The sequence below is a fragment of the Luteimonas pelagia genome (genome assembly GCF_054776035.1).
Map to the genome: position 1 here is coordinate 440,192 of NZ_BAAHCG010000002.1, position 15,543 is coordinate 455,734.

The following is a 15,543-nucleotide window of genomic DNA, read 5'->3' on the forward strand; positions in this document are numbered from 1 at the left end:
AACGACGCCATGCTCGCCACCCGACCGCTCGACCCCGGCGTCGACCTGCTGGCGCTGCACCGCGGGGCGCCGGCGTGCTGGCCGCTGCTGCTCGCCTCGGCGGCGCACGGCACGGCGCAGGGACGCTGGGACATCCTCATGCGGACGAACGGCGAGGGATTCAGGCTCGATGCCGACGGGCGCGTGCGCGACCTCGACGGCAACGGCGCCGGCACCGACTTCCTCGACGTGCTCGACGCCGCGTGGCAGGCGTCGCGCCTGCCGCGCGAGGAACCGCGTTGGCCGTTCCGCGGTGGTTGGGCCCTGTTCCTCGCGTATGAGGTTGCCGGCCAGGTGGAGCGCGTGCTCGACCTGCCGTCCGCCGGGGGCAGGGCGCCCGTCGCGATCGCCCTGCGGTGTCCCGCGGCGGTGTTGCGGGACCATGCCACCGGGGAGTGCGTCGCGGTCGCTGAGACCGCGCATGCCGACTGGCTCGACCTGATCGAGCGCGACGCCGCTGGGGCGCGCGACCATCCGCCCCTGCCTGCGTGGGCGGTCCCCGCCGGGATCGACGAGGATCCACCCGGCCGCTACCTCGCGGGCGTGCGGCGCGTGCGCGAGTACCTCGCCGCGGGAGACGTGTTCCAGGTGAACCTGTCGCGCGCGTGGCAGGCCCGTTTCGACGCCGCGCCCGAACCGGCGGCCGTGTTCGATCGCCTGCGCACGCACAACCCGGCGCCGTTCGCGGGCCTGTTCGCCGGCGATGGCTGGGCGGTGGCCAGCGCATCACCGGAACGGCTGGTGTCGGTCCGTGGCGACGTGGTCGAGACGCGGCCCATCGCGGGCACGCGCCCCCGGCTGCCCGACGACGACGAGGCCGCGCGCATCGGCGAACTGGTCGGCCACCCCAAGGAGCGCGCGGAGCACGTGATGCTCATCGACCTCGAACGCAACGACCTGGGCCGCGTGTGCGTGCCGGGGAGCGTCGAGGTCGACGAACTGATGACGGTCGAAAGCTATGCCCACGTGCACCACATCGTCAGCAACGTGCGCGGGCGCCTGAAGCCGGGGACGACGCCCGGCCAGGTCATCCGTGCGACCTTTCCCGGCGGGACGATCACCGGTTGTCCGAAGGTCCGGTGCATGCAGATCATCGCCGAGCTGGAAACGGTCGGCCGCGGCGCCTACACGGGTGCGATGGGGTGGCTGAACCGCGACGGCGACCTCGACCTCAACATCCTGATCCGCAGCGCCGAGCTGTCGGGCGCGACGCTGCGCTTCCGCGCCGGTGCCGGCATCGTGATCGACTCCGATCCCGAGCGCGAACTCGACGAGACACGCGCCAAGGCGCGCGGGATGCTGCGGGCGCTGGGGGTCGAGGGGTGACCGCGGACACCGCCATCCGCGTGTACTCCGGCGACGCCCTCGTCGACGGCGTGCGTGGCGACGATCGCGGGATCGCCTATGGCGACGGGCTGTTCGAGACGATGCGCGCGCACGGCGGCGGGCTGCCCTGGTGGCCGCGCCACTGGCGGCGGCTGTGTGAGGGCGCGGAACGCCTCGGCCTGCGCCTGCCCGACGAGGGCGCCGTTCAGGACGGGATCGATGGGTTGCTCGCGGCGCGGGGCGGCGACGGCGTGATCCGCCTCGTCGTGACCCGTGGCGGCGGCGGGCGGGGTTACAAGCCGCCGCCTGCGGCCGTGCCCACGTGGATCCTCTCCCACCATCCGGCCCCCGTGTCGTCCGGCCCGGGGCTGGCATTGCGATGGTGCGACCTGCGCTGGGCGAGGCAGCCGCGGCTGGCAGGCATCAAGCACTGCAACCGGCTCGAGCAGGTGCTCGCGCGCGCCGAGTGCGATGCGGACGGCTGCGACGAGGGCCTGGTGATGGACGCCGATGGCCATGTCGTGTCCGCCACCAGTGCCAACCTGCTGGTCCTGCGGGACGGTGCATGGACGACGCCGTCCGTGGACGGCTGCGGCGTCGCCGGCACGTGCCGCGGCTGGCTGCTCGAACGCGGCCTGGTGGCCGAACGCGTCCTCTCGCGCGAAGCGGTCGAAGGGGCGGACGCGCTGGCGCTGTGCAATGCGGTGCGCGGTATCCTCCCGGTGGCCCGCCTCGGGGGGCGCGACCGGGCGACGCACCCGGGCGTGGCCACCCTGCAACGGGCGCTCTCGCAGGCCCATCCCGCGTTTTCCGCGCCATCCGTCCCGGAGGTTCCGTGACCCGCCGACGCCAACTGGGCCGCTTCCGCGTCCTGTTCGCCCTGACCGCGCTGGTCGCGGGTTTCCTCGCCTTCTCCCTGTGGGACCGCTACCACGGCTTCGTCGCCGCGCCGCTGCCGGGCGCGACCGGACAGAGCCTCGTCGTCGCGCAGGGCGATTCGTTCGCCACGGTCCTCGGGAAGTTGCGCGCGGCAGGCATCCACGCCGGCCATGACCTGGAATGGCAGTTGCTGGCGCGGCAGATGGGCGCCGCGGGGCGGATCCAGGTCGGCGAGTACCCGCTGCCGGAAGGCACGACGCCGCGCGACCTGTTGGTGGCGATGCGCGACGGCAAGGTGCTCAACTACCGCTTCACGATCGTGGAAGGCTGGAACATCCGCGAACTGCGCGCGGCGCTGACGCGCGCCGAGCCGCTGGTGCAGTCGGGCCGGGGCATGGACGACGCGGCCCTGATGGACGCGCTCGGCCAGCCCGGGCAGCACCCGGAGGGCCGCTTCCTGCCGGAAACCTATGTCTACACGCGGGGCGACACGGACCTCGACATCCTGCGGCGCGCGCACGACGCGATGGCGCGGGCGCTGGACGAGGCGTGGGCCGCGCGCGCGGAGGGCACGCCGCTGGCCGACAAGGAGCAGGCGCTGATCCTCGCCTCGATCGTCGAGAAGGAGACCGGCATCGCCGAGGAGCGGCCGCGCATCGCCGGCGTGTTCTCGCGCCGGCTGCAGCGTGGCATGCGGCTGCAGACCGACCCCACGGTGATCTACGGCATCGGCGCGGACTACGACGGCGACATCACGCGCCGGCACCTCGAGACGGACACGCCCTACAACACCTACACCCGCGACGGCCTGCCGCCGACGCCGATCGCGATGCCCGGCGTCGACGCGCTGCGCGCCGCCGTCGCACCCGCGCCCGGCGAGGAGCTCTACTTCGTCGCGGTCGGCGACGGCAGCGGGCGCCATGTGTTCACGCGCACGCTGGCCGAGCACCAGGCCGCGGTGCGCGAATACGTCCGGCGCTACCGGCAGCGGAACCAGTGACGGCCCTGCGGACGCAGCCGCGACTGGTCACGGTCGAAGGTGGCGAGGGTGCCGGCAAGTCGACGGTGCTCGCCGCGCTGCGCGAGGCGCTCGCCGCCGACGGCATGCCGGTGGTCTGCACGCGCGAGCCCGGCGGCACGCCGCTCGCGGAGATGATCCGCGACCTGCTGCTCGACCCGCGCCACGAGCCGCCCGCGCCGGAGACCGAACTGCTGCTGATGTTCGCGGCCCGCGCGCAGCACGTGCGCGAGACGATCCTGCCGGCGCTCGCCGATGGCGCGTGGGTGCTGTGCGACCGGTTCACCGACTCGAGCTTCGCCTACCAGGGGGGCGGGCGCGGCCTCGACCCGGCCTTCGTCGCCGAACTCGAGCGCCGCGTGGTCGGCATCGAGCCCGGGCTCACGCTGCTGCTGGACGTGGACGTCGCCGGCGGGCGCGCCCGGGCGCTGGGCCGGGAAGGCACGCCGGACCGCATCGAGCGCGAACAGGACGCCTTCTTCGAGCGGGTGCGCGATGCGTTCCTCGCGCGCGCGGCGAAGGCTCCGGCGCGGTTCCGCGTCCTGGATGCCGGGCGGAACGCCGACGCGGTGGCCGCGGAGGCCACGACCCTGCTGGCCGCCTACCGGTCGGGACTCTGATGACCACCGCGTCCGACACGCTCGCGCCATGGCAGCGCCGCTTCCGCGACCAGGCCGTCGCCGCGCTCGACGCGGGGCGCCTCGGCCACGCGATGCTCCTGTGCGGCGAGCCCCGCCTGGGCAAGCGGCGGGTCGCCGAGCGCCTCGCCCAGCGCGTGCTGTGCACCGGCCATGGCGGCAGGCCCGATCCGTGCGGCGCGTGCCGGAGCTGCCGCCTGTTCTCGGCACGCGCGCAGCGCGACCCGGAAGAAACCCGCCCCGACGGCTCGCCCGCGCACCCCGACGGCCATCCGTCGCATCCGGACGTCTCGTTCGTGGGCTACGCATGGAGCGAGAAGTCGCCGTCGAAGCAGCAGACGCAGATCGTCGTCGACCAGGTGCGCGGACTGTCCGAGCGCCTGTCGCGCACGAGCCAGTTCGGCGGGGCGCAGGTGGCGATCATCGAGCCGGCGGACGCGCTCAACGCCGCGGCCGCGAACGCGCTGCTCAAGACGCTCGAGGAGCCCGTCCCCGGCCGCTACCTGTGGCTGGTGACGGCGCATCCCGCGCGTCTTCCGGCGACCATCCGCAGCCGTTGCCAGCGATTCGACCTGCGGATGCCGGATGGCGACGAGGCCCTCGGCTGGTTGCGCGCGCGGGGCCATGCACCGGACGCCGCGCGGGACGCACTCGACGCCGCGCGCGGGCATCCCGGGCTCGCCGATGCCTGGCTGCGCGACGGCGGATTGCGCCTGCGCCAGGAAGTCGAACGCGACCTCGCGTCGATCGCCGCCGGCGGCGATGCGCTGGAGACCGCCCGCCGCTGGGTGGCCGACACGCAGGCCGACTCGCGTTTGATGCATGCGGCGGCGCTCGCGCACGTCGCTGCGCTGCGCTTGACCGACGCACGCCGGCGTCGCACGCTGGCCACGTGGTTCGACGCGGCGAACCGTGCAAGGGACCTGCTGCGGACCACCGTCCGTGCGGACCTCACGGTCGCCGGTTTGTTGCTTGAATGGCCGCGCGCGGCGGGCGCACCCGTCCGCCGCGGGGCCGGGGGAACCAGATGAGTGCAGGCATCGCGGGGGCGGGAGGTGCGCGGCAGGGCATCCTGTCGCTGGCCATCAAGGACAAGGCCCAGCTCTATTCGGCCTACATGCCCTACCTGAAGTCGGGCGGCGTGTTCGTGCCGACGCCGAAGCGGTATTTCCTCGGCGACGAAGTGTTCCTGCTGCTGACCCTGCCCGAGTCCGGCGAGCGCCTGCCCGTGGCCGGGAAGGTCGTATGGGTCACTCCGCCGGGCGCGCAGGGCAGCCGGCCGGCGGGCATCGGCGTGCAGTTCGGCGAGTCGGCCGAAGGCGAGGCGGTGAAGGGCAAGATCGAGGCCCTGCTGGCCGGCGCGCTCAGCGCGGAGAAGCCGACGCACACGATGTAGGCGGGCGACCGCTCAGGTCGCGGAGGCCTCCCCCCGCAGCGCCGGCGCGTCCCAGCCGGGGCGCGGCGCGAACCGGTCGCCGTGCCGGGCCTGCAGCGCGCGAAGGCGCTCGAGCAGGGCATCCACCCCGGTGTCCCGGATGTGCTGGATCGGGCCGCCGCGGAACGGGGCGAAGCCGGTGCCGAAGATGACGCCCGCGTCCAGCAGGTCCGCGTCCGCGACCACGCCGTCGTGCAGGCAGGCGACCGACTCGTTGAGCAGCGGCAGGATCAGCCGGTCCTCGAGGTCGTCGGGCGCGCGGTAGTCCTTCGGCACCTCGGGCCGCACGGCCTTGCCGTCCTCCCACCGGTAGTAGCCCTGGCCGTCCTTCTTGCCGCGCCGGCCCGCGTCCGGCGGGCCGGCGAGCGCGTCGGGAATCGGCAGGCCGAGGAAGGGCGCGAGTTCCTCGCCGACGCCGGCCGCCACGTCCAGGCCGACCGTGTCGAGGAGTTCGATGGGCCCCATCGGCATGCCGAAGCGCAGCGCGGCCTTGTCGATGACGGGCCCCGGAATGCCCTCCGCGTGCGCGGTCGCGGCCTCGAGCATGTAGGGGAACAGCACGCGGTTCACGAGGAACCCCGGGCTGCCGGCGACGGGCACCGGCAGCTTGTCGATCGCGCGGCAGAACGCGGCGAGCCGGCGCTCTGTGTCCGCGGCCATGGCATCGTGGCGGACGATCTCCACCAGCGGCATCAGCGCGACCGGGTTGAAGTAGTGCAGGCCCGCGAAGCGCGACGCGTCGGCGAGGCCTTCGCGCAGTTGGTCGAGCGGGATGGACGAGGTGTTCGTCGCGAGCAGCGCATCGGGTTTCATCCGCGGCGCGATGTCCGCGTACAGGCCGCGCTTCGCGTCCGCGCGCTCGACGATGGCCTCGATGACGAGGTCGGCACCGGCGACGCCGTCGCCCGCCGCGTCGCCCCTGAGTCGCCGCGCGACGTCCGGCCGCCTGGCCGGATCCTTCACCTTCTTCTCGAAGAGCTTGCCGCCGCGCTCGATGGCGGCATCGACGAACTGCTGCTCGCGGTCGCCGAGCGTGACCTCGAAGCCCTTGTACGCGGCCCACGCGGCGATGTCGCCGCCCATCACGCCGGCACCCACGACGTGCACGCGCTCGATGCCGTGGTCCTTGCCGCCCGCGCCCTTCAACCGCTCCTGCAGGAAGAACACCCGGATCAGGTTGCGCGCCGTGTCCGTCGCGGCGAGCTTCGCCACCGCGCGGCGCTCGGCCTTGAGCAGCGAGTCGATGCCGCCACCCGCGCGACGCCATGTCTCGACCAGCGCGAACGGCGCGGGGTAGTGCTTCCGGTTCGCCTTGCGCGCGACCTGCTTCGCGAGCACGGGCGCGAGCAGTTGGCGCGCGGGCCAGGTGTTCGTCAGCCATGCCATCGCGCGCTGGCGGAACGGTCGCTGCGCGCCCTTGGCCACCAGCGCCACCGCGGCATCCATCAGCAGCCCCGGCTCCACCACCTTGTCGACCAGGCCGATGCCGCGCGCGGCCTTCGCCGACAACGCGCGACCGGTCAGCATCATGTCGAAGGCGGCCGGCGCCCCGACGAGCCGGGGCAGGCGGACACTGCCGCCCCATCCCGGGTAGATGCCCAGCTTCACCTCGGGCAATCCGATGCGCGTGGACGGGTCATCGCTGGCCGCGCGGAAGCGGCACGCGAGCGCGAGTTCCGTGCCGCCGCCCATGCAGAATCCGTGGATCGCGGCCACCGTGGGGCAGGGCAGTTCCGCGATGCGCTGGAAGACCTGCTGTCCGCGCGCGAGCGCGCCATCGACGCCGCCCTTCGCGTGGAACCCGCGGAACTCGCCGATGTCGGCGCCGGCGATGAAGCCGCGTTCCTTGCCTGAGCGGAAGACCACCCCCCTGGGTGGATCCATGGCGAGGCGTTCGACCAGCGCGTCGAGCTCGATCAGCACGTCCTGCGCGAGCGTGTTCACGGCGGCGTCGGCGCGGTCCAGCGTGAGCACGACGATCCCGTCGCCGCGGGTCCGCGGCGCCCAGTGACGGACCCGCAGGCCGGCGAACCGGGATTGCGCGTCGACGTCCTTGCTCGGGACTTCGCCCATGCGCCACCTTCCATTCAGGTCCGGGACAAGCGGCTATCATCACGAGCATGTTTCGACCGCGTCAAATGGCGGGAACAGTTGGCGGGAGCAGCCCGGTGAACTTTCCCGGACCCGCCCGGTCTTACCGCCCGGCCACGACCGGGCCGACAGGAGAGCCGGTACGGCATGGCCGACGAGCTTCATGAGCTGGACCGCGACCTGGTCGCGCGCGTCCAGCGCGGGGATGCCGCGGCATTCGACCTGCTGGTGCGCCGCCACCAGCACCGGATCGCCGGGCTGATCTCGCGCTACGTCGCCGACTGGAGCGAGGTCCAGGACGTCGCCCAGGAGACTTTCGTCCGCGCATGGCGCGCGATCGGGAACTTCCGGGGCGATGCCCAGTTCTCCACCTGGCTGCACCGTATCGCCGTGAACACCGCCAAGAACCACCTGGTCTCGCACCAACGCCGGCCGCCAACGGCCGACATCGACGCCGAGGACGCGGAGCAGTTCGAGTCCGGCGGGCGGTTGCGCGACCACGACACGCCCGAGCGCGAGCTCATGCGCCTGCAGGTCGAGCGCGCGGTGATGGAGGCGGTGGAGGCGCTGCCCGGCGAATTGCGCGAGGCGATCACGCTTCGCGAGGCGGAGGGCATGAGCTACGAGGCCATCGCCGAGCGCATGGACTGCCCGATCGGCACGGTGCGTTCGCGGATCTTCCGCGCACGCGAAGCGATCGACGAACGACTGCGGCCGCTGCTGGACGGCGGGCTGCGCGAACAGGCTCCACGGGAACGCGAATGACGACGCCACGCGACCAGCATGATCCAACCCGGGAACACGCGGACGGGCTGCGCGAGCAGCTTTCGGCCCTGATCGACGGCGCGCTGCCGCTGGACCAGGCGCGGTTCCTCCTTCGACGCCTCGAGCGCGATGCCGCGCTGGCCGGCAGGTGGGAGCGCTGGCAACTGGCAGGGGACGTGTTGCGTGGCGCCGGCCCGGTGGCGCTGCCCGCGGGCTTCCCTTCGCGCGTGGCGGAGGCGATCGCCGTGGATGGGCCCGCGTCCGCGCGGGCGCGCCGATGGGGTCGCCACGGCGTGGCGGCGGCGCTCGCCGCGTCGGTGGCGGCGGTCGCGCTGTTCGTCGCGCGCCCGGTGGGCGAGGGCGGCCTGCCCGCGCCGGACACCGCCGCGGCGATCGCGGTGTTGCCATCGATCGACGTGCCGCTCGAAACCGCCGCCGCCGGCGACGTGGCGTCGGTGCCGCAGGTCCCGGCCCCGGAGCGCGTCGCCGACGTGGACACGGCGTCCGGCCGCCAGGCCGAGGACGATCCGCCGGGCACGGCCCGGGCCGTCGCGCCGCGGGGGTCGCCGGGGTCGCCGGACCTGCGTGTCGCCGACGTGCAGTCCGGCGCCAGCAATCCGCTGCCCGGCGCAGGCGACGTCGCCTCGCCCTTCAGTACCCCGCTGCCCCCGGAGGCGCGCCCCTGGCCACGCGCCGTGTTGCCGGGCGTGTCCGGCGGCGAACTGTTCACCGCGGGCTACGACCCGGCCACCGATGGGGCCGTGGATGCCGCGCGGCCGTTCGCGCCTTCGTATCCGGACGAGTCCGCCCTTACCGATCTCGAGGCCGATCCGCCGTAGCGCGCCACCGCACGGTGCCCGCGCGGAACCCCGCGAGGCGGGCGCCTTGGCACGCCCCCCTGGAACCCGATTGACACCGCAAGACCGTCTACCAAGCCGAGGTCCGCCCATGCCGAAGTCGATCCGTGCCGTGGCTTTCGTCGCGGCGACCGCCATCGCCAGCGCGACGATTGCCTGGAGCATCGCCGGCGCGCAGTCGCGCGCCCAGCCCGACGCGCAGCCACCGCAACTGGTGTCGGGCCTTCCCGACTTCACGCGCCTGGTCGACGAGGTGGGCGACGGGGTGGTGAGCATCGAGGCCACGACCGGCGGGCAGCAGGTCGCGGGGGCGGGGCCCGGCATGCCCGAGGACATGCCCGAATTCTTCCGGCGGTTCTTCGGCCCGGACTTCCGGATGCCCGGCCCGCCGGACGGCCCCGGCGGGCCGGGTGGCCCGCGGGGCACGTCCATGGGATCGGGCTTCATCATTTCGGCCGACGGCTACGTGCTGACCAACCACCACGTGGTGCAGGGCGCCGACGAGGTGACGGTGCGCCTGTCCGACCGGCGCGAACTGGCCGCGGAGGTCGTGGGCAGCGATGCCCAGTCCGACGTCGCGCTGCTCAAGGTCGAGGCGCGCGGCCTGCCGGCGCTCCGCATCGGCCGGTCCGGCGCGATCCGCCCCGGGCAGTGGGTCGTCGCGATCGGGTCGCCGTTCGGATTCGACCATTCGGTCACCGCCGGGATCGTCAGCGCGGTCGGGCGTGCCAATCCCTACGCGAACCAGCGGTACGTGCCCTTCATCCAGACCGACGTGGCCATCAACCGGGGCAATTCCGGTGGCCCGCTGCTGGATACCCGCGGCCAGGTGGTCGGCATCAACTCGCAGATCTTCAGCAATTCCGGCGGGTACATGGGCGTGAGCTTCGCGATCCCGATCGACGTGGCGATGAACGCCGTCGAGCAGCTCAAGACGGACGGGCGGGTCAGCCGCGGCCAGATCGGCGTGAGCCTGCAGCCGATGGACAGCGAGATGGCCCAGGCACTGGGCCTGCCCGATGCACGCGGCGCGCTGGTCAACCAGGTGATGCGCGACGGCCCGGCGGCCCGCGCCGGCCTGCGGCCTGGCGACGTGATCCGCAGCTTCAACGGCACGCGCGTGGACACCTGGAGCGACCTGCCGCCCATGGTCGGCGCGCTGCCGCCCGGTACCCGGGTGACCATGCAGGTCCTGCGCGACGGCCGCGAGCGCGACGTGCGCGTGGAACTGGACGAACTCGACGAGCGGACGGCGGTCGCGCCCGACCGTGCGCCGGCCCCGGCGACGCACCGCAACCGGCTCGGGATCGTCGGCGAGGACCTCGACGACGCGGCGCGCCGGCGACTGGGGCTCGAGCCCGGCAGGGGCGTGGCGATCGCGCGGATCGAGGGGCTCGCGGCCCGTCGCGCCGGCCTGCGGCCGGGCGACGTCGTCCTGGAAGTCGCCGAGACGCCGGTCTCGAGTGCCGACGAACTCGACCGCGCGCTGTCCGGGCTGGAAACCGGGATCCCGGCAATGCTCCTGGTCCAGCGCGGCGGCGCCACCCAGTTCATCGCGGTCACGCCGCGGGACGATGACGCCGGCTGAAGCCGGCGGATCGCGCGAGGGCGTGCCGCCCGTCCACCGGGCGCACCCGGCATGCGGGACCCTCCCGGGCGCGCCGCCCATGTGGCGGCGCATGCGATAATCACGCGTTCATCGGGATCCGTTCCCCCCTCCGCTTCGACCCGCCGTCGGCCGCGGCCAGGCGGCCGCAAGGCCGCGTCGCCACGCCGCGGCCACCCCGGCCCCGCTTCCGCATGCAGCACATCCGCAACTTCTCGATCATCGCCCACGTCGACCACGGCAAGTCCACCCTGGCCGACCGCATCATCCACCTGTGCGGCGGGCTGACCGAGCGCGAGATGGAAGCGCAGGTCCTGGACAACAACCCGATCGAACGCGAACGCGGGATCACCATCAAGTCGCAGTCGGTGTCCCTGCCGTACACGGCGAGGGACGGCACGACCTACCAGCTCAACTTCATCGACACGCCGGGCCACGTCGACTTCAGCTACGAGGTGAGCCGGTCGCTCGCCGCGTGCGAGGGCGCGCTGCTGGTGGTCGATGCCGCGCAGGGCGTGGAGGCGCAGTCGGTCGCCAACTGCTACACCGCGGTGGAGCAGGGCCTGGAAGTGGTGCCCGTCCTCAACAAGATCGACCTGCCCACGGCCGACGTGGACCGGGTCAAGGGCGAGATCGAGGCCGTCATCGGCATCGACGCCGCCGATGCCGTGGCAATCAGCGCCAAGACCGGGCACAACGTCGAGGCGGTGCTCGAGGCCATCGTCCAGCGCATCCCCCCGCCGAAGCCGCGCGACACCGACCGGCTGCAGGCCCTGATCATCGATTCGTGGTTCGACAACTACCTCGGCGTGGTGATGCTCGTCCGCGTGATGCAGGGCGAAATCAAGCCGGGCGACAAGCTCCTGGTGATGTCGACCGGCCGCGGCCACCAGGTCGACAACGTCGGCGTGTTCACCCCCAAGCGCAAGGAGCTGCAGAAGCTCGGTGCCGGCGAGGTGGGTTGGGTCAACGCCTCGATCAAGGACGTGCACGGCGCACCCGTGGGCGACACCCTCACGCTGGCCTCGGAGCCCGCCGACAAGCCGTTGCCCGGCTTCCAGGAGATGCAGCCGCGCGTGTTCGCCGGCCTGTTCCCGGTGGACGCGGACGACTACCCGGCACTGCGCGAGGCGCTCGAGAAGCTGCGCCTGAACGACGCGGCGCTGCGCTTCGAGCCGGAGAGCTCCGAGGCCATGGGCTTCGGCTTCCGCTGCGGCTTCCTGGGCATGCTGCACATGGAGATCGTGCAGGAGCGCCTGGAGCGCGAGTACGACCTCAACCTGGTCACGACCGCGCCGACGGTGGTGTACGAGGTGCTGCGCACCGACGGCGACGTCGTCACCCTCGACAACCCGGCCAAGCTGCCGCCGGTGAACCAGATCGAGGAGGTCCGCGAGCCGATCATCCGCGCCAGCATCCTCACGCCGCCGGACTACGTCGGCAACGTGATCACCCTGTGCGAGGAGAAGCGCGGCACGCAGGTCGGCATCACCTACATGGGCAGCCAGGTGCAGATCACCTACGAGCTGCCGATGGCCGAGGTGGTGCTGGACTTCTTCGACCGCCTCAAGTCCGTGTCGCGCGGCTACGCCTCGCTCGACTACCACTTCCTGCGCTTCCAGGCTGGCCCGTTCGTGCGCGTGGACACGCTGATCAACGGCGAGAAGGTCGACGCGCTGTCGATCATCTGCCATCGCCAGCACGCCGACCGGCGCGGCCGCGACCTCACCGACCGCATGCGCGAGCTGATCCCGCGGCAGATGTTCGACGTCGCCATCCAGGCCGCGATCGGCTCGCAGATCATCGCGCGCAGCACGGTCAAGGCGCTCCGCAAGAACGTGCTGGCCAAGTGCTACGGTGGCGACGCCTCGCGCAAGAAGAAGCTGCTGGAGAAGCAGAAGGAAGGCAAGAAGCGGATGAAGCAGGTCGGGCGGGTGGAGATCCCGCAGGAGGCCTTCCTCGCCGTGCTGCAGGTGGACAACAAGTAGCGCCTTCGCGGCGCGGTCGAAAGCACGCAGGCGAGGAGCCCGGATGCGCTGGTTCGAGATCACCCTGGTCGTCCTGACCGTCTTCACCGGCCTGGTGTACCTGGCCGACAAGCTCTTCCTCCGGAAGCGCCGCGAACGCGCCGCGGGCCTGCTCGAGGTCCGCGAGCCCGTCGTCGTCGACTACTCCCGCGCGTTCTTCCCCGTGCTGGCGGTGGTGCTGGTGCTGCGGAGCTTCGTCGCCGAGCCCTTCCGCATCCCGTCCAGTTCGATGATGCCCTCGCTGCTGATCGGCGACTTCATCCTGGTCAACAAGTTCGCCTACGGCCTGCGCCTGCCGGTCACCAACCGCCGGTTCATCGAGATCGGCACGCCCGAGCGCGGCGACGTCGCGGTCTTCCGCCCGCCGCACCATCCGGACCAGGACTGGATCAAGCGGGTCGTCGGGCTGCCCGGCGACGAGGTCGCGTACCGGGACGACCGTGTCTGGATCAACGGCGAGCCGCTCGAGTACGAGCGCGTCGGCGAGTACGTGGGGCGCGGCGCCGGCGCCGAGATGGCCGGGGCCACGATGCTGCTCGAGGCGATGCCCGGCCGGCCCCATCCCGTCCTCGAACGCCCGGACTTGCCGTTCTTCGCGCAGGGAGAGGGTGAATGGACCGTGCCGCCCGGCCACTATTTCGTGATGGGCGACAATCGTGATAATAGCGAGGACAGCCGATATTGGGGGTTCCTGCCGGAGTCCAACCTGCGCGGCAAGGCCTTCCTGGTGTGGATGCACTGGGATGGCGGCGCCGGCGGCGTCGACTTCTCCAGGATCGGCAGCAACATCCCGTAGCGGCGGACCGCCGCGCGGCGCCAGCGACGCATCCAGCGAAGGGGAAGGGGAGCGATGAAACGCAAGCAGAGCGGATTGACCCTGGTCGGGTTCATCATCGTGCTGGCGGTGGTCGGCGTGTTCGCCTACTGCGGCATGAAGGTGTTCCCGATGTACACCGAGTTCTTCTCGGTGAAGCAGGCGCTTGACCAGATGGCGGACGAGTCGGGGATCGCGACCAACCCGCCGCCCAAGATCAAGGACCTCCTGTTCCGCCGCCTGTACGTGAGCTACGTCGAGAGCGTCAGGCCGCAGGACGTGCAGGTCGAGCGCACCGGCGACGGCTATCGCGTCGTGGTCGACTACGAAGTCCGGCGCCCGCTGATCGGCAACCTCGACATCGTCGGCCGGTTCCATGCGGAGCAGGAACTGAGGCGGGGCGGCGGGGTTGACTGAGCCGGGCGCAGGGGCGGGCATCGGCCACCGGTTCTCGGACCCCGCGCTGCTGGCACGCGCGCTGCGCCATCGCAGCGCGGGCGCCCCGCACAACGAACGGCTCGAATTCCTGGGCGACGCGGTCGTCGGCCTGGTCGTCGCCGAAGTCCTCTCGGAACGCTGGCCCAGCGCCGATGAAGGCGCATTGACGCGCGCCCGCGCCGAACTGGTGCGCGAATCCGCGCTCGCGGCGATCGCGCGCGCCCTGGACCTGGGCAGCCGGCTGGAACTCGGGCCGGGCGAGCGCAAGACGGGCGGGCACCGGCGCGATTCCATCCTCTCCGACGCCCTGGAAGCCGTGGTGGCGGCGATCTACCTCGATGCCGGGTTCGACGCCTGCCGGGACGTGGTGCTGCCCTGGTTCGAGCCGGCGATCGCCGCGCTCCCGCCCCCGAACCGGGTGGGCAAGGACCCGAAGACCCGACTCCAGGAGTGGCTGCAGGCGCGCGGCCTCCCCTTGCCCGACTACGTCCTGCTGGAAGAGTCGGGCTCGGACCACGCACGCGTGTTCAGGGCGGGCTGCCGCCTCGAGGCACCGCCGGTCGAGGCGGACGGGGAGGGCGGATCCCGGCGCGCCGCCGAACAGGCCGCGGCCGAGGCCGTGCTGGCGAAGATCGAGCCGTGACCCGCGGGCCGCGCGTGCGGCTCCTACAATAGGGCGATGCACACCCCCGAACACCGCGCCGGCACCGTCGCCGTCATCGGCCGACCGAACGTCGGCAAGTCGACCCTCGTCAACGCCCTCGTCGGCGCGAAGGTCAGCATCGTCTCGAACCGCCCGCAGACCACGCGCCACCGACTGCTGGGCATCGCCACGTTCCCGGAGGGCCAGTTGCTGCTGGTCGACACCCCGGGCATCCATCGCGAACAGGGCAAGCGGTCGGCGACCGCGATGCACCGGATGATGAACCGCGCCGCGCGCGGGGCGCTCGAGGGCGTGGACGCCGCGTTGCTGGTGGTGGAGGCCGGTCGCTGGGACGACGAGGACGGACTCGCCTATGACGTCCTGCGGGAGGCCGGCGTGCCGGTCGTGCTGGTGGTCAACCAGGTCGACCGCATCGCCGACAAGGGCGCGTTGCTGCCGTACCTCGGCAAGGCGAGCGAGGGGCGTGATTTCGCCGCCGTCCATCCCGTGTCCGCGCTCAAGCGCAAGGGACTGGAACCGCTCGTGCGCAGCATCCTCGACGTGCTGCCCGCGCAGCCGCCGCTGCATGGCGAGGACGAAATCACCGACAAGAGCCAGCGCTTCCTCGCCGGCGAACTCGTCCGCGAGCAGTTGATGCGCCAGCTCGGCGCGGAGCTGCCGTACGCCACGACCGTCGAGATCGAATCCTTCGTCGAGGAGCCGTCGCCGCGGTCGGGCCAGCTGCTCCGGATCGGCGCGGTCATCTGGGTCGAGCGCGACGGGCAGAAGGCGATCGTCATCGGCAAGGGCGGGGAACGCCTGCGCGAGATCGGGACCAAGGCGCGCCTGTCGATGGAGCGGCTGTTCGGCGGGAAGGTCCACCTCGAGACCTGGGTGCGCGTGCGCGAGGGCTGGTCGGACGACGAGGCGGCCCTGCGCGCGTTCGGCTACCAGGACTGAGCACGCT

General features: G+C 72.4%; 15 protein-coding genes. 14 read left to right on the forward strand and 1 reads right to left on the reverse strand.

The features are described 5' to 3' along the window. Positions 1-9 precede the first annotated feature (9 nt). From ACYU7H_RS07270 to ACYU7H_RS07295, 6 genes are read left to right on the forward strand one after another with little or no spacing between them, the layout of a single operon-like run. On the forward strand, positions 10-1,365 hold the full coding sequence (locus ACYU7H_RS07270) for an aminodeoxychorismate synthase component I (protein ID WP_460813516.1): 1,356 nt from the start codon (positions 10-12) through the stop codon (positions 1,363-1,365). Next, entirely contained in the window at positions 1,362-2,204 is an 843-nt protein-coding gene (pabC, locus tag ACYU7H_RS07275) for an aminodeoxychorismate lyase (protein WP_460813517.1), read from the forward strand. The genes ACYU7H_RS07270 and pabC overlap by 4 nt, the downstream gene beginning before the upstream one ends. Next, complete coding sequence (mltG, locus tag ACYU7H_RS07280) at positions 2,183-3,244, forward strand: endolytic transglycosylase MltG (RefSeq protein WP_460813985.1); 1,062 nt, start codon at positions 2,183-2,185, stop codon at positions 3,242-3,244. Before pabC ends, mltG begins: the two co-directional genes overlap by 22 nt. Further along, positions 3,241-3,882 carry a dTMP kinase gene (gene tmk / locus ACYU7H_RS07285; RefSeq protein WP_460813518.1) on the forward strand — a complete coding sequence of 214 codons (642 nt, stop codon included), beginning with the start codon at positions 3,241-3,243 and terminating at the stop codon, positions 3,880-3,882. The genes mltG and tmk overlap by 4 nt, the downstream gene beginning before the upstream one ends. Then, on the forward strand, positions 3,882-4,931 hold the full coding sequence (locus ACYU7H_RS07290) for a DNA polymerase III subunit delta' (RefSeq protein ID WP_460813520.1): 1,050 nt from the start codon (positions 3,882-3,884) through the stop codon (positions 4,929-4,931). The genes tmk and ACYU7H_RS07290 overlap by 1 nt, the downstream gene beginning before the upstream one ends. After that, entirely contained in the window at positions 4,928-5,296 is a 369-nt protein-coding gene (locus ACYU7H_RS07295) for a PilZ domain-containing protein (protein WP_460813521.1), read from the forward strand. Before ACYU7H_RS07290 ends, ACYU7H_RS07295 begins: the two co-directional genes overlap by 4 nt. Before the next feature lie 12 nt (positions 5,297-5,308). Here the strand turns inward: ACYU7H_RS07295 and ACYU7H_RS07300 are convergent, their stop codons facing one another. Beyond that, a complete protein-coding gene (locus ACYU7H_RS07300) occupies positions 5,309-7,408 on the reverse strand; it encodes a 3-hydroxyacyl-CoA dehydrogenase NAD-binding domain-containing protein (protein ID WP_460813522.1) in 2,100 nt (699 codons plus the stop codon). Positions 7,409-7,573: 165 nt separating this feature from the next. Between ACYU7H_RS07300 and rpoE the strand changes: the two genes are divergently transcribed. The 8 genes from rpoE to era all read left to right on the forward strand — a co-directional run bounded on the left by rpoE (position 7,574) and on the right by era (position 15,536). Then, a complete protein-coding gene (gene rpoE, locus ACYU7H_RS07305; RefSeq protein ID WP_460813524.1) occupies positions 7,574-8,191 on the forward strand; it encodes an RNA polymerase sigma factor RpoE in 618 nt (205 codons plus the stop codon). Beyond that, positions 8,188-9,030, forward strand: a complete 843-nt coding sequence (locus ACYU7H_RS07310; protein WP_460813525.1) for an RseA family anti-sigma factor — start codon at positions 8,188-8,190, stop codon at positions 9,028-9,030. Before rpoE ends, ACYU7H_RS07310 begins: the two co-directional genes overlap by 4 nt. 109 nt (positions 9,031-9,139) lie before the next feature. Next, positions 9,140-10,636, forward strand: coding sequence for a DegQ family serine endoprotease (locus tag ACYU7H_RS07315; RefSeq protein WP_460813526.1), 1,497 nt, complete (start codon positions 9,140-9,142; stop codon positions 10,634-10,636). A gap of 212 nt (positions 10,637-10,848) precedes the next feature. Beyond that, on the forward strand, positions 10,849-12,642 hold the full coding sequence (lepA, locus tag ACYU7H_RS07320; RefSeq protein WP_460813527.1) for a translation elongation factor 4: 1,794 nt from the start codon (positions 10,849-10,851) through the stop codon (positions 12,640-12,642). A 43-nt stretch (positions 12,643-12,685) separates the two neighbouring features. Further along, the gene (lepB, locus tag ACYU7H_RS07325) at positions 12,686-13,477 is read left to right on the forward strand and encodes a signal peptidase I (RefSeq protein ID WP_460813529.1); all 792 of its coding nucleotides are present in this window, start codon (positions 12,686-12,688) and stop codon (positions 13,475-13,477) included. A 54-nt stretch (positions 13,478-13,531) separates the two neighbouring features. After that, positions 13,532-13,912 carry a DUF4845 domain-containing protein gene (locus tag ACYU7H_RS07330; RefSeq protein ID WP_460813530.1) on the forward strand — a complete coding sequence of 127 codons (381 nt, stop codon included), beginning with the start codon at positions 13,532-13,534 and terminating at the stop codon, positions 13,910-13,912. Beyond that, the gene (gene rnc / locus ACYU7H_RS07335) at positions 13,905-14,576 is read left to right on the forward strand and encodes a ribonuclease III (RefSeq protein ID WP_460813531.1); all 672 of its coding nucleotides are present in this window, start codon (positions 13,905-13,907) and stop codon (positions 14,574-14,576) included. Before ACYU7H_RS07330 ends, rnc begins: the two co-directional genes overlap by 8 nt. A 36-nt stretch (positions 14,577-14,612) precedes the next feature. Further along, positions 14,613-15,536, forward strand: coding sequence for a GTPase Era (era, locus tag ACYU7H_RS07340; protein ID WP_460813532.1), 924 nt, complete (start codon positions 14,613-14,615; stop codon positions 15,534-15,536). Positions 15,537-15,543: the final 7 nt, after the last annotated feature.

Excerpts from the sequence above, each read along its gene's own strand:
- ACYU7H_RS07310 (WP_460813525.1), top strand. The coding sequence starts at position 8,188 with ATGACGACGCCACGCGACCAGCATGATCCAACCCGGGAACACGCGGAC.
- ACYU7H_RS07290 (WP_460813520.1), top strand. The coding sequence starts at position 3,882 with ATGACCACCGCGTCCGACACGCTCGCGCCATGGCAGCGCCGCTTCCGC.
- ACYU7H_RS07295 (WP_460813521.1), top strand. The coding sequence starts at position 4,928 with ATGAGTGCAGGCATCGCGGGGGCGGGAGGTGCGCGGCAGGGCATCCTG.
- lepA (WP_460813527.1), top strand. The coding sequence starts at position 10,849 with ATGCAGCACATCCGCAACTTCTCGATCATCGCCCACGTCGACCACGGC.
- ACYU7H_RS07330 (WP_460813530.1), top strand. The coding sequence starts at position 13,532 with ATGAAACGCAAGCAGAGCGGATTGACCCTGGTCGGGTTCATCATCGTG.
- lepB (WP_460813529.1), top strand. The coding sequence starts at position 12,686 with ATGCGCTGGTTCGAGATCACCCTGGTCGTCCTGACCGTCTTCACCGGC.
- ACYU7H_RS07315 (WP_460813526.1), top strand. The coding sequence starts at position 9,140 with ATGCCGAAGTCGATCCGTGCCGTGGCTTTCGTCGCGGCGACCGCCATC.
- rpoE (WP_460813524.1), top strand. The coding sequence starts at position 7,574 with ATGGCCGACGAGCTTCATGAGCTGGACCGCGACCTGGTCGCGCGCGTC.
- era (WP_460813532.1), top strand. The coding sequence starts at position 14,613 with ATGCACACCCCCGAACACCGCGCCGGCACCGTCGCCGTCATCGGCCGA.
- ACYU7H_RS07270 (WP_460813516.1), top strand. The coding sequence starts at position 10 with ATGCTCGCCACCCGACCGCTCGACCCCGGCGTCGACCTGCTGGCGCTG.
- ACYU7H_RS07300 (WP_460813522.1), bottom strand. The coding sequence starts at position 7,408 with ATGGGCGAAGTCCCGAGCAAGGACGTCGACGCGCAATCCCGGTTCGCC.